Raw genomic sequence first — 26,941 nt, 5'->3', positions numbered from 1 at the left:
GGGATGGTGAATTATGAATTTTCAAAATCCAGAACATAAAGTGATTTACGAAAAAATGCAGGCCTGGACCGGGAAGGGCGCTATAAGTGAGGTTTCGCCTGCATCGTATAATACAGAGGAATACTTAAAGGAAATAGTTCGGCAAATCGAAGTCATGCAATATACCAGACAAAATTTCGCTTACAGACATTTGCAATCCCATCGTCGGTTTTTGGGTAAACCTGTTACCTTTATTAAGAAAGTCATAAGGAAGATTTTAAAATGGTATATTGAACCTATTGCTTTCCAACAAACAGAATTCAATAACTCCGTAACCCCGGCGATGGGAAGAATTACTGAAATCCTTAATCACTTTAATACTAAATTCAACGAACTGGAAAAACAAAATGAAATACTGGTAAAAATGAAGAATGAATTGGATAATGCTAGGCAAGATTTGCAAGACATAAATAAACAAAACATGATTCTAATAGATGAAAGAAAAAAGCTTACCACTATGCTTGATCTAAAGGAAAACAATCTTGTTGAACAAATGAATCAGTATGACATTATTCAAAGAGAATTTAATATTCAAAAAATAGAACATGAAAAATTAAGCCAACAAATGGAATTAATTGAAAAGATTGGTGTTCTAGATCAGCCGGCCTCATCTATTTTTATTAAAGAAACTTTCGCTCAGTCAGGTGAAGATTCCATTGTCACGTACATTTTGCATGTTTTAGATATTCCATTAGAACAAACTACTTATGTAGATCTTGGGGCTAATCATGCCAAAGAGTTGAGTAATACCTATTATTTGTATAAAAAAGGTGCGAAAGGAATTTTAGTTGAGGCCAACAAGGAACTTATCCCTGAATTGAAATTCTATAGGAGCAAGGACATTGTTCTAAATCAATGCATTGGCCAAGAGTCTGATAGAGATCAAACTTTCTACATTTTGAATGGAGATGGTCTTAGCACCACAGATTATGAAGCAGCTTTAAACTTTTGTGCTATAAATCCGGATTTGAAAATCATAGATCAGATCAGCTTAAAAACGATTACTTATAACGATGTTGTTGATAGATATTTGGGAGAACCTCCTACGTTGCTTTCGATAGATATTGAAGGTAAAGACATTGAGATTATTGAATCTATGGATATGGAAGATAAAAGACCATTAATCATTATCATAGAGATGATAAAATATGACACAAAGCTTGCTTACAATACAAAGAACAATGAAATTATTGAATTAATGAAAAAGTTGGAATATGATGAATATAGCTTCACGGGAATTAATTCTATTTTTATTGACCGTCGATATTTAATTGGAAGGAATATGGTTGCCCATGAATATAGCAATTGATGTCCTAGCCATTTTGGGAAAGGGATCAAAAAATAGAGGTATAGGAAATTATACAACGAGTCAGTTGAAAAAAATGTTTGAGCTTGATAAAGAAAACAATTATTACTTAATTAATTTTTATGAAGAGAAGAATCTAAAAGAATTACTCTCATTCTCAAGTAATGTAAAAGAGTTATATTTTTATACTTCCGATATAAATCAGATCAGAAATGAAGAAAATTTCAAGATTGTATTAAAGGACATTATTCAAAAGATTATTTTAGATTATTCAATTGATGTGTTTTATGTTACATCTCCCTTTGATGGAACGATGATTTATGAGCATGAATGGTTCAAAGGTACAAAAACTGTTGTTACTCTCTATGATATTATTCCGTATATTTTTCAAGGTAAATATCTCACGGATAAGTTTTTCAAGAACGAGTACATGAAATGTCTAGAGGAACTTACTAAATACGATAAGATATTATCGATTTCCCAAAGTGCTAAAGATGACTTAATCACTCATTTTAACGTGGACGAAGAAACGGTAGATGTTATTTATGCAGGCGTAGATGAAAAATTCCAAGTTTTAAACTCCATGGAGCTAGAAGCCGCAAAAAAAGAACTGGAAACAATATATGGAATTCGTTCTGAATTCATCATGTGCACGGGCGGTGATGACGACCGTAAAAATATTGGTGAACTTATCCTTGCATACTCTGCTTTGCCTAAGAATCTTATAGAACGTTTTCAATTGGTTATTGCATGCAAATTAAGCGATATTTCTGAAAAAAGATACTATGATATGGCAGAAAAGAATAAGGTAAAGGGTAGAGTGATACTCACTAATTTTGTTCCTGATCATCACTTGGTTCAATTATACAATCTCGCGTATGCTGTAGCATTTCCTTCTAAATATGAAGGTTTTGGCCTTCCAGTGGTCGAAGCTATGGCTTGCGAGACTCCTGTACTGACTTCAAACAATTCGAGTCTTGGAGAAATCGCCGATGGTGCGGCCATCTTGGTTGATCCGTTTAATACGAAAGACATTACAAGAGGACTCCAGGAATTGCTGGAAATGAGATCTGTTCAAGATTTAGTTGAGAAGGGCAGCGAACGTGTAAAACAATTTTCCTGGGAAGCTGTTTCTAAGAGAACACTGGACGTAATTAAATCAATGAATAATGAAAACAAACCCGTGAAACAACATCGCAAGCAGTTGGCTATATTTACTCCGCTGCCTCCTATACAGTCGGGAATATCTGATTATAGTTTCGACCTTATTAACGTTCTGGCAGAGGATTTTGATATCAGCGTTTTCATTGATGATACGTATACTGCGGAGGAATTTGCTCATTCCCAAATTAAAATTTATCCTCATCATGAATTTAAAAGCATAGCCAAAAGGTTTGACGAAATTATATATCAAATGGGAAACAGTGACTATCATGCTTATATGCTTAATTACATCAAAGCGTATAAGGGCTTGTTAGTTTTACATGATTACAACATTCATGGATTGCTTGATTTAATCAGCTCCAATGAACAATCTTTAAATCAATATAAAGAGTACTTGTTAGAGGACTACGATTCCGAACTAGTTAGTAAATACATAGCGGACGTTAAGTCAGGAAGAAATACTCGCAAAATCCATGAACTTCCTTTAAATGGGGTTATCACAAACTATGCAAAGAAAATTATAGTTCATAGTGAATATTCCCAAAACAAACTCTTGAATAAGAATTTGAATCTAAAAATAAAAAAAATTAATCATTATGCTATAAATTCTCCTCTTGTCGAAAAATCTAGAGCTAAGGAGAACATTGGCATTCCTTCGAATCAGTTCGTAATAGCTTCATTTGGGCATATTCACGAAACGAAACGAACGCTTCCCCTGATTGAAGCTTTTAAAGAGCTTGCAGCGACTAATGAAAATCTTTATCTATATTTGGTAGGAAAGCCCGCTCCAGAGATTCAAAAGCCTATTGAAGCGCTTTTAAATGATTCATTAATTAAAGAACGGGTTATTATAACTGGTTACACTTCCTTGGAAGAATATGAGGGCTACATGGATGCTGCAGATCTGTGTGTGAATCTACGTTACCCTTATAATGGAGAGACATCGGGAAGCCTAATGAGAATTCTTTCCAAGGGAAAATGTTCTCTTATCTCTTCCATTGGCAGTTTTGAAGAGGTTCCTGATCACTGTTGCGTGAAAATTGACAGTGCGGAACATCTCACTAAACATTGTGAGGTTTCAGAAATTCAAAATAAATTAGGGTATTTAATTGAAAATCCTGAAGCAGTTAAAGAAATAGAAAGAAATGCAAGAACATATTCCGAGAATTTTTTAGATATTAGACAAATTTCTCGGCAATACAAAGAATATATCCTTAATCCATATGAATCCCATTTGACCGAGAATGTTTTGCGTGGAATAATTGAATACATTAATCGTAATAATTGGAATTCGCAGATCAATTTATATAAATTGGCTCAAACTATTGCATACTCTAAAAGCTATTAGAAAAAGGATAGATGACATACACGTCATCTATCCTTTCTTATAAAGGAGGAGGATACCAGTGAAGGGAATCATTCTTGCAGGCGGGACAGGCTCCCGCCTGTTTCCTTTAACCAAAGTAACCAATAAACATCTGCTTCCTGTTGGCAAATATCCCATGATTTATTACTCCATCGCTAAACTAAAAGAATCCGGCATTCACGATATTCTCATCGTCACCGGAAAAGAGCACATGGGCGACGTGGTGAATCTACTCGGGAGCGGCTATGAATTCGGTGTGTCCTTGACTTATAAGGTGCAGGATCAGGCCGGAGGTATTGCTCAGGCGCTCGGCCTGGCCGAACATTTTGTCGGCGGAGACCAGATGGTCGTCATTTTAGGCGATAATATTTTCTCGGACAGCATTTCTCTTTATGTGGAACACTTTCAGAAGCAAGCGGCAGGAGCTAAGATACTCCTTCAGGAAGTGCATGATCCGCAGCGATACGGCGTTCCGGAACTGAAGGGCGAGCATATTGTATCGATCGTTGAAAAGCCGAAGGAGCCGAAGAGCAGCTACGCAGTGACAGGAATTTATATGTATGATTCCGAGGTATTCGATATCATTCGATCCTTGAAACCTTCCAACCGGGGCGAGCTGGAAATAACGGATGTGAACAACGCCTATATCAAAACCAATTCGCTAACATATGATATATTACAAGGCTGGTGGACCGACGCGGGAACCCATGCCTCGCTGACCTACGCAAACGAGTTGGCCAAAGAAATCACTCTCGGCACCGAATTCGGGGAAATGAAGAACTAGCAAATCGCCTGGAAGAATCGAGTCTGACAGGCGTGAACCGGAAGGGTGAAATCCCACCAAGGAAGGGGCTGAAGGAACTTGATCGTCCAGGAAACAACGCTGCCGGGATTGAAATCGATCGAGCCGGCTGTTCATGGAGACCAGCGAGGTTTTTTTGTGGAGAGTTACAACGAAGCCCGATTTCAAGAGTACGGAATAACCCATCGATTCGTGCAAGACAATCATTCTCTTTCTGTGGAAGCAGGAGTATTGCGGGGACTGCATTATCAGCTTGATCCGAAAGCCCAAACGAAGCTGGTCCGCTGTACGGCAGGAGCGATCTATGATGTCGCTGTAGATATCCGCCGAGGCTCGCCGACCTTTGGGAAGTGGCAAGGATTTATATTGAGCGCCGCCAATCATCGCCAGCTGCTGGTTCCTCGAGGCTTCGCTCATGGGTTCTGCACGCTGGTGCCGAATTCCGAGGTTCAGTACAAAGTCGACGAGCTCTACTCAGCCGAGCATGACCGGGGAATCGCCTGGAACGACCCGGCTCTCGGCATTGATTGGCCTGTCCGCAATCCCGTCCTTTCGAAGAAAGATGACATGCATCCCGCATTGATGGACGCAGAGATTGATTTCATTTACGACATCAACGGTTAATTCCACCAACCGGGAAGAAAGGGACGTTGCCAAGTGAAGCTGCTCGTTACCGGCGGAGCCGGATTTATCGGAAGCAATTTTGTGCTGTATATGGCGCAAAAGTACCCCGGGTACGAAATTGTTAACGTAGATGCTCTGACCTATGCCGGGAACCTAGAGAATTTGAAATCTGTCGAACAGCATCCCGGATATCATTTTGTCAAAGCGGATATTACCAATCGCGCGGAGCTGGAGCCCATTTTCCAAGCCGGTGTGGATGTCGTGGCCAACTTCGCGGCGGAGTCTCATGTGGACCGCAGCATTCTTGAACCGGATGTATTTGTAAAAACGAATGTTCTTGGTACGCAGGCTCTGCTGGAGCTATCCAAGCAATACGGAGTCAAAAAGTTTGTCCAGGTTTCCACGGACGAGGTTTATGGGACTTTGGGGGAGACAGGCCTCTTTACGGAAGAAACCCCGCTCGCGCCTAACAGCCCTTATTCGGCAAGCAAAGCAGGAGCGGATTTGCTCGTTCGGGCCTATCACGAGACATTCGGACTCCCCGTGAACATTACGCGATGCTCCAACAACTACGGACCGTATCAGTTCCCCGAGAAGCTGATCCCGCTGATCATTCAGAACGCCCTGCAGGATAAGCCGCTGCCTGTGTACGGAGACGGGCTTAATGTCAGGGATTGGCTTTACGTGGAGGACCATTGCAGCGCCATCGATCTCGTCATCCATCAAGGCGTGAACGGAGAAGTGTACAACATCGGAGGCCGCAACGAGCGAACGAATATTCATGTCGTCAAGACGATCTTGGAGGAGCTTGGGAAACCGGAAGCACTGATCCACTATGTCAAGGATCGTCAGGGTCATGATAAACGGTATGCCATCGACGCCGATAAAATCCGCAATGAGCTGGGCTGGAGCCCGCAGCATGATTATGAATCTGGAATCCGGACAACCATCCGCTGGTACCTGGACAACGAGGAATGGATGAAAGGCGTGCTGAACGGAAGCTATCAGAGTTATTTCAAGCTCCAATACGGAGATCGCTTGAATGAAGCGGGGCTCTCGGAATGAAGCCGCTGGGGGTGCGAGAATGAAAAAGAAGATTCTCGTAACGGGAGCAGGAGGGCAGCTTGGCAAAGAACTGGCCATGTGGCCGAAATCGGAAGAATTTGAAATCATCGGCCTGGATCGGGAGGGCTTGGACATCGTCTCCCGCGAGCAATGCCGCGAGGTCATCGGAAATCTTCAGCCTGACGTCGTCATTCACTGCGCGGCTTATACAGCCGTGGATCAGGCGGAATCCGATCTTGAGGGCGCATATGCCGTAAATGCAACCGGGTCCGGTTGCGTGGCGGAGGCGGCTGACGAGATCGGCGCCAAGCTGATTTATGTCAGCACGGATTATGTTTTCGACGGGAACGGAACGTCGCCTTACCGTACGGACGCTCCTGTCAACCCGCAAACCGTCTATGGGAAGTCCAAGCACGCAGGAGAAATGCTTGTGGAGACGCTGAACAGCCGGACGTTCATCGTGCGTACTTCCTGGGTGTACGGCAAGCATGGGAACAATTTCGTCAAGACCATGCTGAAGCTTGGAAAGGAAAGGGGAAGCGTCAAGGTCGTCAATGACCAGACGGGATCACCTACCTATACGAAGGACTTGGCTCGCTTCCTGCTCCGGCTGGCAGGTACGGAAGAGTACGGGACGTATCATGCTTCCAATAGCGGGAGCTGCACCTGGTTCGAATTTGCTCAAGCGATATTTGAAGAGAGCGGTATGGCGGCCCAAGCGTTGCCTTGCACCTCGGAGGAGTTTCCGCGCCCGGCTCCGCGTCCGCGTTATTCGGTCCTTGACCAGAGCCGTATCAAGGAAATCGGACTGGAGGAGCTTCCGGAGTGGCGGGACGCTTTGGCAAGATTTATTCAAGAGATTAGGGAATAAAGGCACAATTAAGCCGGCTCATCCAAGTGATGGCCGGCTTTATTCCTATTTCCAGTCCGTTTTGCGGGAGGATCGGCTGAAGATATCCCCAAGCATCGCTCCTATGATCCAGGCCAGGATCATCAAGTTGGCATAAGCCATTCCAACCGCAAAATGGTGTTCCCATCCGCTAAGGGAACCGTTGCCGAACCCGCCTCCTTGGCGGGCTCCGCCAATGTTTCCTTCGCGCAGCCCACCTGCGCCTCGTCCGAAGCTATCCATACCGAAACCGGGATTGCCGCTGATGTCTCCCCGTCCTTGGGCAGCTCCACCAACTCCGCTGCTTCCAGGGCTTCCAAATGGCGAGTTGTCGTTACGGAAACGGTTAGAAGAGACCAAGCTGCCCCCCCGCAGCCACTTCCCTCCAAACCCTCCGTTCAGCACCAGCCAAATATTGAGCGCGGTCGACATCGTGAACAGTCCGGCCGGAATTCCCCAGCGTACACGTTCCCTTCCGGGATCCAGCAGGAACGGGATGAGCAGCAGGAACAGCATGGCGGGAACGCCGTAGCGCTCGTGGATTTCCGTCGGCAGCAGGAAGAAGGCCAGATTGACCAAAGCGGCCGCCTTCAGGAGATGAATGGCTTTAAGATCGCGCAAAAGCAGGATATAGGCCGCCACGAACAGGCAGGCAACCCCAAGCAGGATGAACCCGAAGGTCTTATAACTGACGCCGCCAAAGAAGATCGTGTCGTCATGGACGGAAGGATTCGTGAAGAGGTGATACCACAAATTAAACGCGTTCAGCGAAAGCTGGGGATACATATCCGTCGCGCTGAGGTACGCCATGCGGACCATGTCGTCCAAAGCGCCCTTCAAGGCGAACCAGCCTGCGGTCACTGCCGCTGGGATGGCGAAGCCGGCGATGAAGAGCAGCGGACGCCGCCAGTCGCGTCGCAGCAGCTGTCGGAGCAGCAGCGCCCCCAGGACGGGCGCAACGACGATTGCTTGGAACTTGCTAAGCAAAGCGACCGCAATGAGGACGCCGGCCGCTAGCGGCTGGGTCAGCACGAGCAGCACGGATAGGACCATCAGCGCGCTGTGGAAGACATCGATCTGCCCCCAAACCGCTCCATCTGCGAGCAAGGCCGGATTGAAGGCCAGACAGGCGAGAAGCGCCAGACGGCGCTTGTAAGACCAGCGTCGGAAAATCAGCAGGAGCGATGCCATCGTGCCGAGATCAAACAGGATCGGAAGCATTTTGCTGCTCAGATGGGCGGTCCGGATTTCGACGCCGAGGAAGTTCAGGACATGCCCGTACCCTTCCAGAATGGCGATGAATACCGGCGGGTAATTCTGCATGCCGGAGTTGAGGTACGACCCGCGCACCCCGTGCTGCATGGCGGCTTCCATCCAACGGATGAAATACATCTGGTCTCCGACATACCCTTGGGTGTAGATCCCAAGCACAATCCGGATGGCAAGCCCTCCTGCAAAAAGGGCGGCGACCGCTGCATAGAACTGCCCAGGCCCCATCCTCTCCGATGGAAGCCCGGTCCTGTCTCTCTTGAAATGGACCTCGCCATCCAGCATCAGACTGTCGCTATCGCTTTTCATCCATCGGCTCTCCTCTCCGCTATTTCTTTATTGCCCCGTCTATCCTGCATGTAACCTGCATGTCCGAGGTCTCTTCTTGTTCAACTCTGTCAGCCAGTCATTATTCCCGCTTGCGGTAGCTGCCTGGCGATAGGCCATAGCGCTCGCGGAATACCCGATGAAAATAGGTGTAGGTTCCGAAGCCGGACTCGTCCGCGATCTGCTCCAGCGTCAGCTGGCTGTTGTCCATGAGCCTGAGCGCCATAGCGAGGCGGACCTGCTGGGCGTACTGCATGATGGAGCAGCCGATCTGCTGCTTGAACAGATGAACGGCGCGGGTTTTGCTGATGCCGGCATGAGCGGCCGCCTCATCCAGAGTGAAGGAGGCGGTGGCGTTGGCTTCGACAAAATGCTTGATTTTCAGCGCTTGCAGCGCGGTCGCGCCGCTCTTCGCGGCTGCAGGCGCCTCTGTGATGGCGCGGTCCAGCAGCAGGCAGAGCGCCTGCAGCAGTGCGGCCAGGATGGCCCGACTGCCTCCGTCGAGCCTGCGCCGCTCCAGCATGAGCTGCTGCCAGACGCTGTCGATCTTCCCGTCATCCGCGATGCGGATCCGGGAAGGGCGTTCCCGCATGCGCCACCACTCATCTAGCCAAGGTCCTGTGGCCATGACGTAATAGTCGGCGCTTGGACCGTAGCGGCTGTCAGCAGCGGGAGCCTCGATCTGCAGGTCGTAGGCATCGCCTGGACGATAGAGCAGCAGGTCGCCGGGCAAGATTGCAGCCATCGCGCCGCCGATGAGCGCTCGGGCCTCTCCTTCCGTCTGCAAGCGGAGGAGGTAGGTATCGAGGCTGCGGAACGATTGGCGGAATGGCTGCAGATGCCTGGAAAAGTCGCATAAGGTCAGCGTAACAGGATCCTTGTCCATAAGAAAGCACCGCCTCTCCTAGTCAGCTTAAATCAGAATGATGAAGCTGGAATGAACGGAATGCAGGTTTTGCAATTGGGCAATTTTGCAGTTCGGCAGTTCCGCAGAACTGCAGTTCTGCAATTCTGCAATTCTGCAATTCTGCAGTTCTGCAGTTCTGCAGTTCTGAAACTCGGCCCGAAGGCTGCAGATGGGTGGAATCCGGGAGCATGTCTCCCCTCATGACCAGATCGTTGAGGTTCATAGCCATATTGTTTCTTCATTCCGAAAGGCCTTTCCTCCTATAATAGAGTCAATTGTACAGGAAAGGATGAGAAGCATGAGCGAAGGGACTAATTCGACCCGAATTGCTGTAAGCGCATACGCTGTCCTGGAAGCCGGCACGGCAAGGGTGCTGCAGACGGCAAGAGACACCGGAGACAGGCTGCAGGAGATGCCGCAGCTGAGGTTCCGCGCCGACGATAATGGCCATGAGAACCAGCTAATCAACATTTACGACGATGTAGCCTATCAGACGATCGAAGGCTTCGGCGGCGCGCTGACGGAGGCATCCGCCGTTACGATCGCCAAGCTGAGTCCGGCCAGGCAGCAGGAGATCATCGACGCGTATTTCGATCCGGAGCATGGAATCGGCTATACGCTGTGCCGCTCCCATATTCAGAGCTGCGATTTCTCGCTCGGCAATTACGCCTATGTAACAGACGGGGACGAAGGGCTGGAAAGTTTCAACGTCGACCGCGACCGCATGTCGATCCTGCCGCTGATCAGGCGTGCGGCCGACAAGGCGGGCAGCGGCTTCAGGCTGTTCTCCTCCCCGTGGAGTCCGCCGGCCTTCATGAAGACCAACGGCGAGATGAACCGCGGTGGACAGCTTAAGCCGGAATACCGCCAGGCATGGGCCGACATGTTCGTGAAGTACGTCGAGGCTTACAAGCAGGAAGGCATCGAAATCTGGGCGCTGAGCGTGCAGAACGAGGCCAAAGCCGTTCAAACCTGGGATTCGTGCGTCTACAGCGCCGATGAGGAAAAGGATTTCGTGCGCGACTATCTCGGACCTGCGCTGGAGAAAGCCGGATACGGCCATATCAAGGTCATGATCTGGGACCACAACAAGGAGCGCGTGTACGAGCGGGCACGGACAGCGTTCGAGGACGCGGAGGCGTCCAAGCACATCTGGGGCATCTGCTTCCATTGGTACTCGGGCGATCATTTCGAAGCTCTGTCGGCCGTGCATGACCGTTTCCCGGACAAGGCTCTGTTCTTCAGCGAAGGCTGTCAGGAAGGCGGCGTCCATATCGGCTCCTGGAATACGGGCGAGCGCTACGGCCATGACATTCTCGGCAACCTGAACAATTGGACGGCCGGCTGGACGGATTGGAACATCGTGCTCGACGAGCAGGGCGGCCCGAACCATGTGGGCAACTTCTGCGATGCTCCCATCATCGCCGACACGGTGAAGGACGAAGTCATCTATGAAAGCTCGTTCTACTATATCTCTCATTTCAGCCGTTATATCCGTCCTGGCGCCGTCCGTATCGGCAGCTCCCGATACACGGACAAGCTGGAGCAGACAGCGTTCCGCAATCCGGACGGCACGATCGCACTCGTCGTGATGAACCGCACGGATGCGGAGCTGCCCTATGTGGTGAGGCATCGAGGAGAACTGGCGGACAGCAGCATCCCGGCGCACGGCATCCAGACGCTGCTGTTCCGCTGATCCGGGCGGCAAGCGTTCGGTGCATGTCTTGATGCGCCAAAGCGGCTAGGGAGCGCTAATCGTTTTACAGAATTTGGCTGGAGGGGCCGAGTCAGACGGCTTTGCGACCGGAGGAACCAACCTCAACTGCTAGCATTCTACTTTCGGAGGGACTTATTATGGCTAAAATTACTTTCCCCAAAGACTTCGTCTGGGGCACAGCGACAGCTTCCTATCAAATCGAGGGCGCCTGGAACGAGGACGGCCGCGGCATGTCCATCTGGGATACCTTTTCCCGCACGCCCGGAAAGGTCGTGAACGGCGACACGGGAGACGTGGCCTGCGACAGCTACCACCGCTACGAGGAAGACATTGCCCTGCTCAAGAAGCTGGGAGTGTCTTCGTACCGCTTCTCCATCGCATGGCCGCGGATCTTCCCGCAGGGCACGGGAGAGGTCAATGAAAAGGGACTGGACTACTACGGCCGCGTCATCGACGGCTTGATCGAAGCCGGCATCGAGCCGGCCGTCACGCTGTACCACTGGGATCTGCCGCAGGCGCTGCAGGACAAGGGCGGCTGGGACAACCGCGAGACGATCGATGCGTTCCTGAAGTATGCCGAGGTCGTGTTCAATGCTTTCGGAGGCAAAGTGAAGCAGTGGATCACGTTCAACGAAACCTGGTGCGTCTCCTTCCTCTCCAACTTCATCGGCGTGCACGCTCCCGGCCACACGGATCTGCAGCTGGCGACGAACGTCGCCCATCACTGCATGGTCGCCCATGGAAGGACGGTCCAGCTGTACCGCAGCCTGGGACTGCCCGGAGAAATCGGGACGACGCATAACCTGAGCTGGTCGGAGCCTTACACGACGAAGCCGGAGGATGTGGAGGCGGCCCGCCGCTCGCGCGCCTGGGGCAACGAGTGGTTCCTCGAGCCGACGTTCAAGGGGACGTATCCGCAGTTCCTGGTGGAGTGGTTCCGCGGCAAAGGCGTCGAAGTGCCGATTCTTCCGGGAGACATGGAGACGATTGCGCAGCCGATCGACTTCATCGGCGTGAACTTCTACACGGGCGGCTACACGCGCTACAAGGAGAACAACGGGCTGTTCGACAGCGAGGATGTTCAGGTCGGCTTCGACCAGACGCATATCGGCTGGAACGTTTATCCGGAGGCGCTCTACAAGGTGCTCAGCTGGCTGCATGAGGAATACGGCGATACTCCGATCTACATTACGGAGAACGGTGCCTGCTGCGACGACAGGCTGGATGCCGACGGCAGCGTCCATGACGCCGACAGGGTCGACTACTACCGCAAGCATTTCATTCAGTGCCAGCGCCTCATCGACTCCGGCGTACCGCTTGCGGGCTACTTCGCCTGGTCGCTGCTCGACAACTTCGAGTGGGCTGAAGGCTACGCCAAGCGCTTCGGAATCGTATACACGGACTATGAAACACTGGAACGCACGCCGAAAGACAGTTATTATTTTATTCAGAAGGTCATTTCGGAAGGCGGGTTCGAAGTATAAATGAACAACCAGGATCCAGCGGCGCATTCGTCGCTGTCTCCGGACAAGGGCGGCAGCGGGGCGGCAGGCTTCGCTGCCGCTCCTGTCCGGGGGACGGTGAGCGTCCATATCGTGACTTACAACAGCGAAGAGGATATCGAGGGCTGCCTGGACTGCGTCCTGGCGCAGTCGTATCCCATCGAGAAGATTATCGTGCTGGACAACGCGTCCAGCGACGGCACGGTGGAGCGGCTGCGCCGCTACGAGGCGGGAATCGCGCGGGAGAGGGACCTCCGAGCGGACCGCGAGCGGCAAGCCGGCAGGCAAGGGCAGGCGGATGAAGGCAGCCACTACGGGGCTGAAGCAGCCCAGCTGCCGTCAGGCGGCGCCCGCGCGCGGCTCGTCATCATCGAGAGCGCGGTGAATACCGGCTTTGCCGGCGGCCAGAACCGAGCGCTCGCGGAGGCGGACAGCGATTACGCGCTCGTCCTCAATCCGGATGTCAGGCTGCATCCGGATTATGTGCGCGGGCTGGCGGAGCGGCTGGACCGCATGCCGGCAGCGGGCAGCGCCGCCGGCATGCTGGTCCGCCAGCCGGAGGGAGGCGTCGGCATGCCTGCTGCCGGCGCTTCAGGAGCGGGTGGCAGCAGGCCCGCAGCGGAAGCTCCCGGAGCGGGCGGCGGCAAGGCCGCCGCCGGAGCTCCGGCGGCCGGCCCGGCATCGCCGCGCCGGGCGCTGCCGCAGGCGGTCCGCGCCTGGCTGGACCGCCTGCCGCCGGAGGCGGTCATCGACAGCACAGGCCTGTCGATGGATGCCGCGCGGCAGGCCCGCGACCGCGGAGCCGGGGAGCCGGCCTCCCGCTGGCTGGACGGCGGCGAGGCGTTCGGCGTATCCGGAGCCGCCGCGATGTACCGCCGCCGCATGATGGAGCATGTCTCCATCGAGGGCGAATTTTTCGACGAAACCTTTTTCGCTTACAAGGAGGATGTCGATGCGGCTTGGAGGGCGGAGCTCCTCGGCTGGAAATCCCTCTACGCGCCGGAGGCGAGAGCTTTGCATGCGCGGGGCTGGAAGGAAGGCGGGCGTTCGGGAATCTCTCTGTTCGTGCGGAGGCATTCCTACGAGAACCGCTTCTACACCTTGATCAAAAACGAGCGAAGCCTTTTGAACCTGCCCGCCGTGATCGCGATAGAAATCCTCAAAGCGGGGTATATCATAGTGAAGGAGAGAGATTTGGCTCCTTGCTGGAAAACCATCTGGAACCGCATTCCGGAAATGCGGCGCAAGCGGCGCGCGCTCCGTTTGAAGCCGCGGCGCCGTTGATCCGCCGGCCTGCAGGCCGGGGCTCCTCTCATTGCCAGCAACCTTTTGCCGCATGACGCGTCGAATAGATAGCTGGCTTTCTCCTTTTTTGGTACAATTAGTGAGATAGCTAGACTTATAGATTTGCGGTGATGACTATGTTGAGAAGAAACCAGCGTTTTTTGACGCAAATATACATTTTGGCGGATCTGGTCTGCATGCTGGGCGTATTTCTGATCGCCTACTGGATCAAGTTCCACAGCGGACTGCTGCCGTCCTACGAGACGATTCCGTTCAAGACCTATCTCGTCTGGAGCACGGTCTATGCATTCGCCGCCGTCCTGATCGGGTTCTATACGAGCTTCTATCAGCCCAAGCGCCGGATGAACTTCTCGCGCGACGTGCTCAAGATCTTCCAGGTGCAGTGCCTGAGCCTGCTGCTTCTCTTGAGCCTCTTGTTCATCAGCAAGGAAGTACATATTTCCAGGGAGTTCCTGGCCATCTTCTTCGCTTTCAACCTGTTCGCGATGATCGTGTACCGGTTCGCGGTCAAACGTCTGCTTACCGTATTCCGCCGGCGCGGATTCAACAAGCGCTACGTGCTTATTCTGGGGGCGGGCAGCGTCGGCCGGAGCTTCCACGACCAGCTGCGCCTCTATCCGGATCTCGGTTATGAAGTGTACGGCTTCCTGGATGATTTCCAGGTCCGGCACGAACCCGAGGTGATTGGGAGCTACAGCTCGGAGCCGCTCAGCCCGATTGTCGGCAAGCTGGAGGATCTGGAGCAGATGCTGGCGGACAATCCGACGATCGACGAGGTCATCATGGCGCTCCCGCTGGATGCCCACTCCAAGTACGGCTCCATTATCAAGATCTGCGAGAAGGCCGGCGTCAAAACGCTGATCATTCCCGATTACTTCGATCTGCTGCCCGCCAAGCCGTTCTTCGACAATTTCGCGGGCGTGCCGCTGATCAACATCCGCGACGTGCCGCTGGACGAGATGGGCAACCGGATCGCCAAGCGAACCTTTGACATCCTGTTTTCCCTTATCGCCATCCTTCTGCTGTCCCCGATCCTGCTCGGGATCGCCGTCGGCATCAAGCTGACTTCTCCCGGACCGGTATTGTTCCGGCAAGAGCGGGTGGGGCTCAACCGCCGCAGCTTCCATATGCTGAAGTTCAGGTCCATGAAGGTCAGCGCCGGAGTCGCTTCCGACGTCACCTGGACGGTCAAGAACGATCCGCGCCGCACCCGCTTCGGCACGTTCCTGCGCAGCACGAGCCTTGACGAGCTTCCTCAGTTCTTCAATGTGCTGAGGGGAGAAATGAGCGTAGTCGGCCCCCGTCCGGAACGTCCCTTCTTCGTGGAGCAGTTCAAGGAGGAAGTGCCGCGCTACATGGTCAAGCATCATATCCGGCCGGGAATTACCGGCTGGGCTCAGACGAACGGCCTGCGAGGGGATACGTCCATCGACGAGCGGATACGGCATGACTTGTTCTATATCGAGAACTGGAGCTTCTTCTTCGATATCCGCATCATTTTCAAAACCGTCGTGAAAGGACTCATCCATAAAAATGCCTATTAACAGCAGGGCCGACTCCCCGGCTGCCGGCCTTCCTTATTCGCGGGGGCTGACGGACAGAATCTCGGTCATCATTCCGACGCGCAATGCCGGTCCGGGATTCGGAGAGCTGCTGGAGCGGCTCAAGCGGCAGACCCTTCCCCCATACGAAATCATCGTCATCGATACGGAATCGTCGGACGGGACTCCGGAGACGGCTCATCGCGCAGGCGCCCGAGTCCTGACCATCCGGCGCTCGGAATTCGACCATGGCGGCGCTCGCAACCGTGCGGCTGCGGAAGCTTCGGGCTGCATCCTGCTGTTCATGACCCAGGACGCCATGCCTTGCGACGACCGGCTGCTGGAGCAGCTGGCCATGTCGCTTCACGAGGATGGCATCGGATATGCTTATGCCCGCCAGCTGGCGAGGCCCGAAGCCGATCAGCTGGAGCGCATGTCGAGGGAATACAACTATCCTCCGGAATCCCGGCAGAAGGGGAGGGAGGATCTCGGCGCGCTCGGCATCAAAACCTTCTTCTGCTCCAACGTCTGCTCGGCGATCCGCCGGGGCATGTTCACGGAGATGGGCGGATTCCAGGAGCCGACGCATTTCAACGAAGACCTTTTCATGGCGGCGAAGCTCGTGCTCAAGGGCTATCGGATCGCCTACAATGCCGAAGCCCGCGTTGTGCATTCCCATGACTACACGCCGCTGCAGCAGTTCAAGCGGTTTTACGACAACGGCGTCTCCATGGCGGAGCAGTCCTGGATACTCCCTTACGCTTCCGTCGGCAAGGAGGGGGCCGGACTGGTCAAGGCCCAGCTCAGGTCGCTGGCGGGAGACGGCAAGTGGCTGCGGATTCCCCGCCTTGCGGCGGAAAATGCGGCCAAGCTGATCGGCTATAAGCTGGGCATCCACCACAAGCGGCTGCCGCTCAAGCTTCAACGCAAGTTCAGCATGTATCGCCCGTAGCCGGACTGCAGTCCGCTTGCGGGCCTTCTCTTATTTTGGAGGGACATCGAATGGAACAGCAGGCAGTAAGGCATGCCGAGGAAAGAATACGCACGGAGCTGCTGCCTGGGCTGAGGCTCGAGAGCGGGAGCCTGCGCCATCCGGTGCAGGCGCTGGATATCCCTCCGGGCTGGGAGCTGCTCGGCTGCGGCAACTATGCCGCGGTTCTGGCTCATCCGGAGCTCGAGGGGCTGGCGGTCAAGGTCTATGCCCCGGACCGGGAGGGCTGGGAGGATGAAGTGGAGGTTTACCGCAAGCTGGGGGAGCACCCGGCTTATGGCCGCTGTTATGCATCCGGAGAGCACGAGGGAGCCCGATATCTGCTGCTGAAGCGGCTGCGGGGAGTGACGCTGTACCGCTGCCTGCTGGAAGGGCTTGTCATTCCGGAGCGGGCGATCGCCGACGTGGACGATGCGCTCGCCTATGCAGCCTCGAGAGGACTGAACCCTCATGATGTCCATGGGAAAAATGTGATGGTCAGCGACGGAAGGGGAGTCGTCGTCGACGTATCCGATTTCTTGAAGCCGGAGCCCTGCAGCATGTGGACGGATTTGAAAAGAGCCTACTACGGCCTTTATCGGCCTTTATTCGCCAAGCCGGACCGATCGCTGCGCATTCCGCCCTGGATGATGAACGGAATCCGCCTCGGCTATCGCCTGGTCAGGCGGCAATCGGGCCGACGTCCGAAGGGAGCTCCGTCCAGACGGCCCCCCCAAGGGACGCCGCCCGAATAGGGGCGGCATGGCCTTGCGGACTCCGGCGGGAGCCTGCCTGAGCCGGCGTCAATGGCCTTCGTCATCGAAGGCCTCCGCCAGCCGGCGGGCCTGCTCCGCTTCGCCGCGGCGGACAAGCAGGCGCAGGCTGCCGGCTTCCTCGCTCAGCTTGGTCTTGATTCCATGATCCCGGAGATAGGCCTGCAGGCGGTACAGCCGGTCGGCCCGGACGCTGCTCTCCGACTTGGCCAGAACCCACCCTTTGCCGGCCTTGATGCTGATGAAAAGAATCGCTCCCACAACCAGCACGACGATTGCGGCCCATACGAATGTCATCCCGACACCACCCTCGTTAAGTTAGGATGCTTTCGTGGTTATTCTATTCCTATGCGGCTGTCGGGCATGACAGGAAATGTGAGTTTGCGGAGAGGAGAAGGGAAGCGATGATCACGATCGGACTCGCGGGCTGGGGAGATCACGACAAGCTCTATCCGACCAAGGAAAGCGCACGGAACAAGCTCCACGCTTACGGAATGCTTTTTGGCGCCGTGGAAGTGGACAGCAGCTTCTATGCGGTGCAGCCCAAGCGGAATATGGAGAAATGGACGGCGGACACCCCGGATGCGTTCCGCTTCATCGTCAAGGCTTACCAGGGCATGACCGGCCATTCCCGCGGCAAGATCCCGTATCCGGACGAGGACGCGATGTTCGCCGATTTCAAGCTTGCTCTGACGCCGATGATAGAGGCAGGCAAGCTCGGCTGCGTCTTGTTCCAGTATCCGCCCTGGTTCGATTGCACGAGGGAGAACGTCGCCGTGCTTCGCGAGGCCAAAGCCCGCATGGACGGATTGCCCTGCGCGCTCGAATTCCGGCATCAGAGCTGGTTCGTTCCGGGTATGAGGGAGAAGACGCTGGCATTCATGCGGGAGCATGGCTGGCATCATTCCGTCTGCGACGAGCCGCAGGCGGGGGAAGGCTCGGTACCGATCGTCGAGGAAGCGACGGACAGCGGCTTCACGCTCGTGCGGCTGCACGGGCGCAACGTATCCGGCTGGCATTCATCCGGGCGTCCGAACTGGCGGGAGGTCCGCTATTTGTACCGGTACAGCACGGAGGAGCTGGAGGAATGGGCCGAACGGCTGGCGAGGCTGGAGAAGCAGTCGGAGCGGGTTGCCGTCATCTTCAACAACAACTCCGGCGGCGACGCGGCGGACAACGCCAGGGAGCTGATGAGCCTGCTGGGGCAGCCGCTTCCGGCTCTTCCCGCTGCTCCCGAAGAAGCGGATCCGGATGTGGAGCAATTGGAGCTGTTTTGAAGATCGCATGAAGAACGACGCCGATTCTGATTTCCCTTGGGGATTGCAGGATCGGTTTTTTTGAGCCTGGGTTCCCGGCCGGGGCTGCCCGCGGATGAGGCTGGCAGTAGGCCTAGCCCCATGTTCGGATGATTCCGGCAATGATTGAAATTCTATAGGTGGAAATCGAAACGGCGTTTCGTGGTATCATAGCTGTTAGCTTGCAAAAAGACAATCAACCTAACAACCTAACAGATGGGCGGGTTCGATATGAATGCCAAAGTGACGATGCAGGATATTGCCGACCATGTCGGGATGTCGAAGTTCGCCGTATCCAAAGCCCTGTCCGGCAAGGGAGGCGTCAAGCCCGAGACGAGGGACCGGATCGTGCAGGCGGCCATCCAGCTCGGGTACAAGTTCCCCGCGCGGGACGCGGCGGCCGCGGACGTCGTCCAGACACCGGTGTATGAGGGCAAGTCCGTGCACATCAACAAGCAAGTGATCATCCTCGTCCCGAACGTCCGCTTTCAGACCCGGCAGTCGTACTACTGGGGACGCATCATCGAAGGCGCCCAGGAGGAGCTGGACGAGCGCGGAATCGGCACGATGCTGGTGACGGAGCAGATTACGAGCCAGTTCTCCACAATGATCAATCCCAGAGGGGTGCTGGGGCTGATCGGGGTCGGTCTCATCTCCTATCCAAGCCTGCTGGAGATCCGTAATCTCGGCATTCCGATGGTGCTGATCGACCACGAGGAGCCGCTTATCCCGACGGATGTGCTGTCGATGAACAACTTCGAATGGATGAGGCGCATCGTCCATTATGTGATCGGCCTCGGCCACCGCAAGCTGCAGTTTGTCGGCAACCTGTCGTACTCGCGCAGCTTCTACGACCGCTGGTTCGGCTTCCGCTCCATGCTGGAGGAGCATGGGCTGGACGTCTCGGGCCAGCATGACGGGCTGCTGACCGTGCGGGGACATAACCGTTCGGAGATGACGGAAGCGCTGGAGCCGATGCTGCAGGAGCTGGCGAGGGAAGGCAGGATGCCGACCGCCTTCTCCTGCGCCAACGACTCCATCGCCATGTGCGTCATGACGCTGCTTGCCCGGATGGGGATTTCCGTGCCGGGAGACGTGTCCGTCACCGGGTTCGACGACATTCAGGATGCGGCGCTCTCGAGCCCGACGCTGACGACGGTCCATGTGCACAAGCACGGGATGGGACGGAGGGCCGTGGAGGCGCTGCTGCGCCGGGCCGAGCAGCCGGCGAACCCCGTGGAGAAGGTGCTGCTGACCGGCGAGCTGGTCATCCGCCGCTCGACGGCGGCATGTCCGAGGTTATGAGCGGCTTGCTGAGCCGCCTGAAGCTCCGGCTCGATCCCCTCTGGCATCGGATGGAGGCAAGGCTGTTCATCGTATACGTGTTCGTCGTGCTGCTGCCGATTGCGGTCATTACGTATGTGTCCGCCTCCCATAATTTCCGCACGATCGAGAACAATACGATCACGTTCGCCTCCCAGATTTCCGGCAAAATGATGAATTCGCTGGACGACTACATCCACGATATGAAGCAGATTTCCATCATCCCGGCGTATCTCGACGAAATTCAGAGCGGGCTCGAGCAGTCCAATCTTTTTTATGAAAACCACCGGGGGGAAAATCCGGACAGCGATCCTTCCTATCAGTGGGAGGAACGGAGCTTCAAGCTGAAGATCCAGCGCGAAATCGAAAGCAGCATCTATTTCATGAACAATCTCAAGGAAGGGTCCAGCAACGTGTACCTGTTCGACAAGCTGGGCAACCCCTATACCGCGGTCAAGAGCGGCGGCGTGCGCAACGACCTGCGCGAGACCTACGCCCGCTGGAAGCAGCTCGCGCAGGCTCGGAACGGAACTCCGGTGCTGGTCAGCACGCAGGCGGTGACGAGCAACTCGCACAACAAGCAGTATGTGTTCACGGTCGTCCGGGACATCATCACGACCTCCTTCAACTCGGTCGGCCTCATCGCCGTCGACGCCAACATCGGGGTCATCGAAAACATGGTGACGGATCTCGACGAAGCGACCCGGGGCACAACGATCATCGCCGATGAAGAGGGCAACATCATCTACGACAGCGAGCGCCAGTTCCTGGCCCAGAATCTCGGGCAGACGCCGCTGCTGAAGCAAGCGAAGGGGGCATCGGGAAGCTTCCGGACGGAAGTGGCCGGGGAAGAGAACCTCGTCATCTACCGGCAGTCTCCCGAGACGGGCTGGAAGCTGCTCATCACCGTCCCGCAAAAGCATCTGGTGGAGGACGCGGCGCGCAACCGCATGTACAGCCTGGCCGCCGCCGGACTGTCCATGGCCGCGGCGCTGGTCATCACGCTGGTTCTGATTCTGGCTTTGACCAAGCCGCTTCGTTCCATCATCGGCCTCATGCGGCAAGTGCAGGGAGGCAACTTCGACGTCCAGTTCCCGGTCAGGCGCCGCGACGAAGCCGGCATGGTCGGACACGCCTTCAACCGCATGGTCGCGAGAATCCGCGAGCTGATCGACAACATCTACCGGATCGAGAAGCGCCGGACGGAGGCGCAGCTGGAGAATCTGCAGCGGCAGATCAACCCGCATTTCATCTACAATACGCTGGAATCGATCCGCATGACGGCGATCCTCAACGACGATGCGGAGGTAAGCCGCATGGTGCAGCTGCTCGGCGAGCAGCTGCGGTACAGTCTCCATGCGGGGGACAACCTCGTATCCGTCGCCAGGGAGTGGGAGCATCTCGAGCAGTACATCGAGCTGATGAACCACCGCTACGGAGCCCGGTTCCGGCTGGACATCACGCCGGATGCCCGGCATGCCGACACGAACGTCATGAAGCTGATCTTCCAGCCGATCGTGGAAAATGCGGTGCTGCACGGCTTCGACGACGAGCGGGAATGGCTGAACATCAAGATCGAGACGCGCGTGGAGGGAACCGACCGCCTGTTCATCATCTGCGATGACGGCCGGGGTCTCGCGGAGGAGGAGCTGGCGCTTGTGCGCAGCCGTCTGCAGCCGGGGGAGCCGGAAGGCGAGCCTGACCCGTACGCCGGAGGAATCGGCCTGCGCAACGTGCAGGAGCGGCTTCAGCTGCGTTACGGACCCTCCAGCGGACTGAAAGTGGACGGAGAGCCGTCCAAGGGAACTTGCGTCACCATGAGAATTCCGGATACGGCGCTGCTGTCGCCGGAAAGCGCAGCCGGAAGAGGGGAGGAGGAAGGACCATGATCAAAGTAGCCGTTGTAGACGACGAGGAGAAGATCCGTCTTGGCCTGGCGAAGATCATCGAGCGGACCAATCCCGCTTATAGCGTTGTCGGCGTCTGGGGAAGCGCGAGGGAGGCGCTCAGCCGGCTGGAGGAATCCGGTGCGGACCTGCTCATCACCGACATCCGCATGCCGCAGATGGACGGCCTCCAGCTGGCCGCGGAGCTGCGCAGCCGGGGAAGCGCCGTTCATATCGCCATCCTGAGCGGCCACAACGACTTCAATTACGCCCGCGAAGCTCTTCGCTGCGGCGTGGAGGACTATCTGCTCAAGCCCGTCAATCAGGAGGAGCTGGAGCGGCTGCTGGAAAGGGTGGAGGGCAAGGTCGGCGAGCAGCGCGGACGGCAGCCTTTCCATCCGGAATCGCTGCTGGAGCTGATGCTGTCCGCAGACTCGTCGCGGATTCCGCGTCCGGTATGGCAGTCGGCATGCGACCAGCTCGACGAGCTGCCGCTGATCCGGGGCATGTATGCGTTCATGGTGCTGCATGTCCTTCCCGGGCTGGACGGGGAGGAGCTGCGCCGGGCCGCGGCGGAGCTGCGCAGGGACAGCCTCGCTCTCGTGCGGGAGGGAGGAAGCGTCGCTCTGCTGATCGGCCTGCGCAAAGGCGACCACGCCGATACGGCCCGAGAGCTCGCGGTGACGCTGCTGGGCAGGCTGCCGATCTCGATGGAAGCCCGCATCGGGACGGGAGGCGTCTACAGCGGCGGATCCGGCTTGGGCCAAGCGTACAGGGAAGCGGAGGCCGCCTGCCATAACGCCTGGTATGCTCCGTCTGGACAGCCCGTCGCCGCATTCGCCCCCGCGCCTCAGCGGCAGGCCGACCCGGAGCCGCTCCGCAGATGGCTAGACAAGGCCAAAGGAGCCGTCAAAGCGGGCGATCTCGACGGCGCGTCCGCAGCGCTGGACGAATGGATCCGGGAAGCTGGAAAGCTGCGCATGGCGTGGAGCGGCCTTGCGGATGCGGCAGCGGAAGCAGCCGCCTCCCTGGAGGAGGGGCTGACGGAACGGAAGGAGTCCGCAAGCCATTCCTTGCCGCAGCCCGGCAGCTTACCCGAGTGGCAGCGCTACGCGGCGGCGCTTCGGGAGATTTTCCAGGAAGGGCTGCGCAGGGTCAAGGACCAGCGGCATGAAAGCCGGTCGGTCGAAACCGTCAAAGCCTATTTGCACGAGCATTACAGCGAGGAGCTCGACCTGCAGAAGCTGGCCGATCTGGTGCATCTGACGCCGAGTTATCTCAGCAAGCTGTTCAAGAGCGAAACGGGAGAAACGATAACCGATTATGCGATCTCCGTGCGGATCGAGCAGGCCAAGAAGCTGCTGAAGGAACGGCCGGAGCTGAAAACCTACGAGGTCGGCGAGCTGTCGGGCTACACCGATCCCGCCTATTTCACCAAGGCGTTCAAGCGGGCCACGGGGAAAACGCCCAAGGAATACAGGGACGGCGCCAGATAGCGGGAAAAAGCCTTTCTTTGCAGCCGCCATCGGTCGAAGGCCGCAACCGCAACTGCATTGGCCGCATAATCGGGAATCATTGTCATCGCGGGTTCATTGGCTTCGAGAGCTTCATGCAGCTTGGCAAGGCAGAGTCTGAGGGCGGAGCAGCCAATGGACGGCAACGACGGAAAAGGCAGGAATGGAGATCGGCCGGATGAGGGGGATCCAATTCCGGCAGGCAGCAAACAGGCATCTGCATCCGTGCAGATGCCTGTTTGCTGCATAAGCTAACGCAGCTAACAGAGTTAGCACAATAGAAGACAACAAAACCAAACACCGTCCATTCGCAAAGTCCAGGGAAGGGCCTATAATTACCTATACTGAAAGCGGTATCAACCCGGCAAATGAAAGTGAGGGAAACTTCGTGAATCGGCTCAACTACAAAACGCAGCGATTACTGATCTTGTTCGGCTTTCTGACTATACCGGTCTTGCTCAGCCTTACATTCTCGTACTATCCGGCCGTTTCCCTGATCTACTACAGCTTTACGGACTGGACCGGCACCGGCTGGGACATGAACTGGGTAGGCCTGGACAACTACAAGCAGATCTTCTCCCAGCCCGAGGTGTTCAGCGCCCTCAAGAACAACGCCTATTATTTCGTCGGCGGCTTGATCCAGGTGGCCTTCTCCTTGTGGTTCGCCGTTATCCTGACCGGCCGCCTGAAGGGGAAATACGGCTTCCGCGTCGCGCTGTTCCTGCCGTATGTGCTGCACAGCGTCGCGACGGTCATCATGTTCAAGAACGTGTACCATCTCGACTATGGAGCCTTGAACGGCCTTCTGCGCGCAGTCGGACTGGATTCCTGGCAGCAGAGCTGGCTCGGCAATCCGCATCTGGTCAACGTTTCTCTGGCATTCATTTCGATGTGGAAATACATGGGCCTCAACATGGTGATCTTCATCGGCGCCCTGCAGTCCATTCCCGGGGACATCTACGAGGCGGCGTCGATCGACGGCGCGTCCGGCTGGCAGAAGTTCCGCTTCATTACCGCGCCAAGCATCAAAAGCGTCCTCTCGCTCATGCTGCTGCTGACGCTGACCGGCGCCCTCGAGGCCTTCGATATTCCTTACGTCATGATGCTCGGAGCCAACGGAACGCAGACCTTCGTCATCCAGACCGTGGACACGGCCTTCAAGTACCAAAGCTTCGGCCTCGCATCGGCCATGGCGGTCGTGCTGCTCATCATCGTACTGATCTTCATCGTCATCCAGCGCAAAGTCTTGTTCAGGGAGGGGAAATAAACCATGGATCAAGAGAAAAGCTCGCCGCTGTTCACGGCTTTCAAATATCTCACGATCGTGCTCGCCCTGTTCGTCGTGTTCTTCCCGATCTACTCGGTATTCGTCGGCGCGTTCAAAACCCAGATGGAGTACTACCAGTCCTCCTCCCTGGCGCTGCCGCATGACTTCTTCAACTTCGACAATTTCAAAAAGGTCTACGATGTCGGCGATCTCGGCCTCGGCTTCAAGAACACGCTGATCATCCTCGTGGCGGCTGTCGCCGGCAACGTCGTGCTCGGCACGATGGTCGCGTACGCCTTGGGCCGCTTCGATTTCAAGCTGAAAAAGCCGATCATGGGCATGTACCTCGTCGCCCAGGTCATCCCGATGGTGACGACGCAGGTCGCCACATTCTCGATCATCCAGAAGCTCGGCCTGTACAACACGATGGGCGCTCCCATCATCCTGTACATCGGCGCCGATGTGCTGCAGATCGTGATCTACCTCCAGTTCGTCAACAGCATTCCGAAAGACCTGGACGAGAGCGCGATGATGGAAGGGGCTTCGCTGTTCAAGATCTACCGCTCCATCATCTTCCCGCTGCTGGCCCCGGCCACGGCGACGCTCATCATCCTGAAGACGATTTCCATCTACAACGACTTCTACACGCCTTACCTGTACATGCCGGGCCAGAAGCTCAAGGTCGTCTCCACCGCGATCTATTCGTTCGTGGGGCCGAATGCCGCCCAGCTCAACGTCATCTCGGCCGGCATCCTGATCATCTTCATTCCGACGGTCGTTTTGTTCCTCTTCCTGCAGCGCTACATTTTCGCGGGGGTTACGAACGGCGCGGTCAAGTAAAAAATTGCAGAGGCGGCTTGAGGGCCGCCTTTGCTGTTTCCGCAGAGGGTGAACAGGCTGCGCTGGGGAGTCCGTCGGGGAGAAGAACAAGCTGCGCTGCGGAGTCCATCCGATCCTTCAATCGCTGTTGAAGCCGGATTGCTCTGATTTACACCCCCTTACAGGGTTGCAATCCGTCTTCAAAGGCGAACGCTGCCGCTTTTCCGGATTCGGATGGCCACCTCCGCTCCGCTTGGAGGGAGAACAGCAAGGGATGGCCACCTCCCTCCGCTCCGCTTGGAGGGAGAACAGCAAGGTAGGCCACTTCCCTCCGCTCCGCTTGGAGGGAGAACAGCAAGGTAGGCCACCTCCCTCCGCTCCGCTTGGAGGAGAGGCGGAGAAGTCTCACCAATGAAGTCGTGGAGCCATAGTGGCGTCTGGTTTGACTTATCGGACATACGATCCGCTATTCGGCTCAAAATCAAGGATTTCATCATTTATCGGACATACGATCCGTTATTCAGCGCTTTTAGCCCTCATTCGGCCCTATTTTGGAGAAATAACGGATCTGATGTCCGATACTAAGCTGTCTGGGTAGCGAAATGACAAAATAACGGATCGTATGTCCGATAACAAGCGAAGCTCAGACGTAAAGGAACTTCACAGGAGCTGCAATTGGCCAAGCTGCGAGGATTGAGATCACACGATAAAAAAGCTATGAAAGCAATCATTGTAGTTGCCGAATACGTCAAGCACCCAGCCAGTACAGCACAGTTAGTCGGAGGGCTCGGTTCATGAACGCCCAGCGAGAATAGCGCACGACTAGTACGGTGGATCACATATCACCCGGAAAGGATAGCGCCGATCTGCGTTGAGTGTTCATGATTGCGCAAAGAGAATAGTCCGGAATTAGTTGGATGGTTCACATAACGTCCGGCGAGAAAAGCGCCGATCTGCGTTGAGTGTTCATGATCGCGCAGCGAGAATAGTCCGGAATTAGTTGGATGGTTCACGTTAACGCCTGGCGAGGATAGCGCCAATCTGCGTTGGATGTTCATGATTGCGCAAAGAGAATAGTCCGGAATTAGTTGGATGGTTCACGTAAACGCCTGGCGAGGATAGCGACAATCTGCGTTGGATGTTCATGATCGCGCAGCGAGTATAGCCCTGAATAAATGCTGTTCTGGAGCCAAGCGAGCAATTCGAAAGCTGCTTTCGAATACGAGGCAGGCATCGGAAAACCTTGCCGAGGCCCAGCGATGGCAAAACGG

General features: G+C 55.2%; 21 protein-coding genes. 18 read left to right on the top strand and 3 right to left on the bottom strand.

All coding sequences use genetic code 11. The features are described 5' to 3' along the window. Positions 1 to 13: 13 nt before the first annotated feature. From CIC07_RS23335 to rfbD, 6 genes are all read left to right on the top strand, one after another. Positions 14 to 1,348: an FkbM family methyltransferase gene (locus CIC07_RS23335; RefSeq protein WP_076357716.1), complete on the top strand. Its 1,335-nt coding sequence runs from the start codon at positions 14 to 16 to the stop codon at positions 1,346 to 1,348. Next, entirely contained in the window at positions 1,332 to 3,857 is a 2,526-nt protein-coding gene (locus tag CIC07_RS23330) for a glycosyltransferase (protein WP_094248274.1), read from the top strand. Before CIC07_RS23335 ends, CIC07_RS23330 begins: the two co-directional genes overlap by 17 nt. A gap of 58 nt (positions 3,858 to 3,915) precedes the next feature. Then, complete coding sequence (locus CIC07_RS23325; protein WP_076357720.1) at positions 3,916 to 4,659, top strand: sugar phosphate nucleotidyltransferase; 744 nt, start codon at positions 3,916 to 3,918, stop codon at positions 4,657 to 4,659. A gap of 78 nt (positions 4,660 to 4,737) precedes the next feature. After that, a complete protein-coding gene (gene rfbC, locus CIC07_RS23320; RefSeq protein ID WP_076357722.1) occupies positions 4,738 to 5,301 on the top strand; it encodes a dTDP-4-dehydrorhamnose 3,5-epimerase in 564 nt (187 codons plus the stop codon). 33 nt (positions 5,302 to 5,334) lie between these two features. After that, on the top strand, positions 5,335 to 6,366 hold the full coding sequence (gene rfbB, locus CIC07_RS23315; RefSeq protein ID WP_076357724.1) for a dTDP-glucose 4,6-dehydratase: 1,032 nt from the start codon (positions 5,335 to 5,337) through the stop codon (positions 6,364 to 6,366). Positions 6,367 to 6,385: 19 nt separating this feature from the next. Next, positions 6,386 to 7,237: a dTDP-4-dehydrorhamnose reductase gene (gene rfbD, locus CIC07_RS23310; protein ID WP_076357726.1), complete on the top strand. Its 852-nt coding sequence runs from the start codon at positions 6,386 to 6,388 to the stop codon at positions 7,235 to 7,237. Positions 7,238 to 7,282: 45 nt separating this feature from the next. Here rfbD and CIC07_RS23305 read toward each other — a convergent pair whose 3' ends face one another. After that, positions 7,283 to 8,833, bottom strand: a complete 1,551-nt coding sequence (locus CIC07_RS23305; RefSeq protein WP_076357728.1) for a hypothetical protein — start codon at positions 8,831 to 8,833, stop codon at positions 7,283 to 7,285. A gap of 100 nt (positions 8,834 to 8,933) precedes the next feature. Further along, positions 8,934 to 9,737: a helix-turn-helix transcriptional regulator gene (locus tag CIC07_RS23300; RefSeq protein ID WP_076357730.1), complete on the bottom strand. Its 804-nt coding sequence runs from the start codon at positions 9,735 to 9,737 to the stop codon at positions 8,934 to 8,936. Between the two features lie 319 nt (positions 9,738 to 10,056). Between CIC07_RS23300 and CIC07_RS23295 the strand changes: the two genes are divergently transcribed. The 6 genes from CIC07_RS23295 to CIC07_RS23270 all read left to right on the top strand — a co-directional run bounded on the left by CIC07_RS23295 (position 10,057) and on the right by CIC07_RS23270 (position 17,548). Then, positions 10,057 to 11,454 carry a glycoside hydrolase family 30 protein gene (locus CIC07_RS23295; RefSeq protein WP_083688223.1) on the top strand — a complete coding sequence of 466 codons (1,398 nt, stop codon included), beginning with the start codon at positions 10,057 to 10,059 and terminating at the stop codon, positions 11,452 to 11,454. Positions 11,455 to 11,612: 158 nt separating this feature from the next. Next, positions 11,613 to 12,959 carry a GH1 family beta-glucosidase gene (locus CIC07_RS23290; RefSeq protein ID WP_076357732.1) on the top strand — a complete coding sequence of 449 codons (1,347 nt, stop codon included), beginning with the start codon at positions 11,613 to 11,615 and terminating at the stop codon, positions 12,957 to 12,959. Continuing rightward, on the top strand, positions 12,960 to 14,261 hold the full coding sequence (locus CIC07_RS23285; RefSeq protein ID WP_076357734.1) for a glycosyltransferase: 1,302 nt from the start codon (positions 12,960 to 12,962) through the stop codon (positions 14,259 to 14,261). Positions 14,262 to 14,398: 137 nt separating this feature from the next. After that, complete coding sequence (locus CIC07_RS23280; protein WP_076357736.1) at positions 14,399 to 15,826, top strand: undecaprenyl-phosphate glucose phosphotransferase; 1,428 nt, start codon at positions 14,399 to 14,401, stop codon at positions 15,824 to 15,826. Then, positions 15,816 to 16,775: a glycosyltransferase family 2 protein gene (locus tag CIC07_RS23275; RefSeq protein WP_234992965.1), complete on the top strand. Its 960-nt coding sequence runs from the start codon at positions 15,816 to 15,818 to the stop codon at positions 16,773 to 16,775. The genes CIC07_RS23280 and CIC07_RS23275 overlap by 11 nt, the downstream gene beginning before the upstream one ends. A gap of 50 nt (positions 16,776 to 16,825) precedes the next feature. Next, positions 16,826 to 17,548 carry a serine/threonine-protein kinase gene (locus CIC07_RS23270; RefSeq protein ID WP_076357738.1) on the top strand — a complete coding sequence of 241 codons (723 nt, stop codon included), beginning with the start codon at positions 16,826 to 16,828 and terminating at the stop codon, positions 17,546 to 17,548. Positions 17,549 to 17,596: 48 nt separating this feature from the next. Here the strand turns inward: CIC07_RS23270 and CIC07_RS23265 are convergent, their stop codons facing one another. Further along, on the bottom strand, positions 17,597 to 17,863 hold the full coding sequence (locus tag CIC07_RS23265) for a hypothetical protein (protein WP_076357740.1): 267 nt from the start codon (positions 17,861 to 17,863) through the stop codon (positions 17,597 to 17,599). Between the two features lie 107 nt (positions 17,864 to 17,970). Here CIC07_RS23265 and CIC07_RS23260 point away from each other — a divergent pair, with 107 nt between their 5' ends. The 6 genes from CIC07_RS23260 to CIC07_RS23235 all read left to right on the top strand — a co-directional run bounded on the left by CIC07_RS23260 (position 17,971) and on the right by CIC07_RS23235 (position 25,691). Next, on the top strand, positions 17,971 to 18,843 hold the full coding sequence (locus tag CIC07_RS23260) for a DUF72 domain-containing protein (RefSeq protein WP_076357742.1): 873 nt from the start codon (positions 17,971 to 17,973) through the stop codon (positions 18,841 to 18,843). A 249-nt stretch (positions 18,844 to 19,092) separates the two neighbouring features. Continuing rightward, the gene (locus tag CIC07_RS23255) at positions 19,093 to 20,166 is read left to right on the top strand and encodes a LacI family DNA-binding transcriptional regulator (protein WP_076357744.1); all 1,074 of its coding nucleotides are present in this window, start codon (positions 19,093 to 19,095) and stop codon (positions 20,164 to 20,166) included. Continuing rightward, positions 20,163 to 22,073 carry a cache domain-containing sensor histidine kinase gene (locus CIC07_RS23250; protein WP_076357746.1) on the top strand — a complete coding sequence of 637 codons (1,911 nt, stop codon included), beginning with the start codon at positions 20,163 to 20,165 and terminating at the stop codon, positions 22,071 to 22,073. The genes CIC07_RS23255 and CIC07_RS23250 overlap by 4 nt, the downstream gene beginning before the upstream one ends. Beyond that, positions 22,070 to 23,566: a response regulator gene (locus CIC07_RS23245; RefSeq protein ID WP_076357748.1), complete on the top strand. Its 1,497-nt coding sequence runs from the start codon at positions 22,070 to 22,072 to the stop codon at positions 23,564 to 23,566. The genes CIC07_RS23250 and CIC07_RS23245 overlap by 4 nt, the downstream gene beginning before the upstream one ends. Before the next feature lie 406 nt (positions 23,567 to 23,972). Next, the gene (locus tag CIC07_RS23240; RefSeq protein WP_076357750.1) at positions 23,973 to 24,851 is read left to right on the top strand and encodes a carbohydrate ABC transporter permease; all 879 of its coding nucleotides are present in this window, start codon (positions 23,973 to 23,975) and stop codon (positions 24,849 to 24,851) included. A 3-nt stretch (positions 24,852 to 24,854) separates the two neighbouring features. Then, complete coding sequence (locus CIC07_RS23235; protein WP_076357752.1) at positions 24,855 to 25,691, top strand: carbohydrate ABC transporter permease; 837 nt, start codon at positions 24,855 to 24,857, stop codon at positions 25,689 to 25,691. The last annotated feature ends 1,250 nt before the right edge of the window (positions 25,692 to 26,941 follow it).

This window comes from Paenibacillus sp. RUD330, assembly GCF_002243345.2.
Lineage (GTDB): Bacteria > Bacillota > Bacilli > Paenibacillales > Paenibacillaceae > Paenibacillus_O.
This window is presented reverse-complemented; position numbering and strand designations above follow the sequence as displayed.

Excerpts from the sequence above, each read along its gene's own strand:
- rfbD (WP_076357726.1), top strand. The coding sequence starts at position 6,386 with ATGAAAAAGAAGATTCTCGTAACGGGAGCAGGAGGGCAGCTTGGCAAA.
- CIC07_RS23305 (WP_076357728.1), bottom strand. The coding sequence starts at position 8,833 with ATGAAAAGCGATAGCGACAGTCTGATGCTGGATGGCGAGGTCCATTTC.
- CIC07_RS23300 (WP_076357730.1), bottom strand. The coding sequence starts at position 9,737 with ATGGACAAGGATCCTGTTACGCTGACCTTATGCGACTTTTCCAGGCAT.
- CIC07_RS23260 (WP_076357742.1), top strand. The coding sequence starts at position 17,971 with ATGATCACGATCGGACTCGCGGGCTGGGGAGATCACGACAAGCTCTAT.
- CIC07_RS23275 (WP_234992965.1), top strand. The coding sequence starts at position 15,816 with ATGCCTATTAACAGCAGGGCCGACTCCCCGGCTGCCGGCCTTCCTTAT.
- CIC07_RS23290 (WP_076357732.1), top strand. The coding sequence starts at position 11,613 with ATGGCTAAAATTACTTTCCCCAAAGACTTCGTCTGGGGCACAGCGACA.
- CIC07_RS23330 (WP_094248274.1), top strand. The coding sequence starts at position 1,332 with ATGAATATAGCAATTGATGTCCTAGCCATTTTGGGAAAGGGATCAAAA.
- CIC07_RS23280 (WP_076357736.1), top strand. The coding sequence starts at position 14,399 with ATGTTGAGAAGAAACCAGCGTTTTTTGACGCAAATATACATTTTGGCG.
- CIC07_RS23335 (WP_076357716.1), top strand. The coding sequence starts at position 14 with ATGAATTTTCAAAATCCAGAACATAAAGTGATTTACGAAAAAATGCAG.
- CIC07_RS23255 (WP_076357744.1), top strand. The coding sequence starts at position 19,093 with ATGAATGCCAAAGTGACGATGCAGGATATTGCCGACCATGTCGGGATG.
- CIC07_RS23245 (WP_076357748.1), top strand. The coding sequence starts at position 22,070 with ATGATCAAAGTAGCCGTTGTAGACGACGAGGAGAAGATCCGTCTTGGC.
- CIC07_RS23285 (WP_076357734.1), top strand. The coding sequence starts at position 12,960 with ATGAACAACCAGGATCCAGCGGCGCATTCGTCGCTGTCTCCGGACAAG.
- CIC07_RS23295 (WP_083688223.1), top strand. The coding sequence starts at position 10,057 with ATGAGCGAAGGGACTAATTCGACCCGAATTGCTGTAAGCGCATACGCT.
- CIC07_RS23235 (WP_076357752.1), top strand. The coding sequence starts at position 24,855 with ATGGATCAAGAGAAAAGCTCGCCGCTGTTCACGGCTTTCAAATATCTC.
- CIC07_RS23265 (WP_076357740.1), bottom strand. The coding sequence starts at position 17,863 with ATGACATTCGTATGGGCCGCAATCGTCGTGCTGGTTGTGGGAGCGATT.
- CIC07_RS23250 (WP_076357746.1), top strand. The coding sequence starts at position 20,163 with ATGAGCGGCTTGCTGAGCCGCCTGAAGCTCCGGCTCGATCCCCTCTGG.
- CIC07_RS23270 (WP_076357738.1), top strand. The coding sequence starts at position 16,826 with ATGGAACAGCAGGCAGTAAGGCATGCCGAGGAAAGAATACGCACGGAG.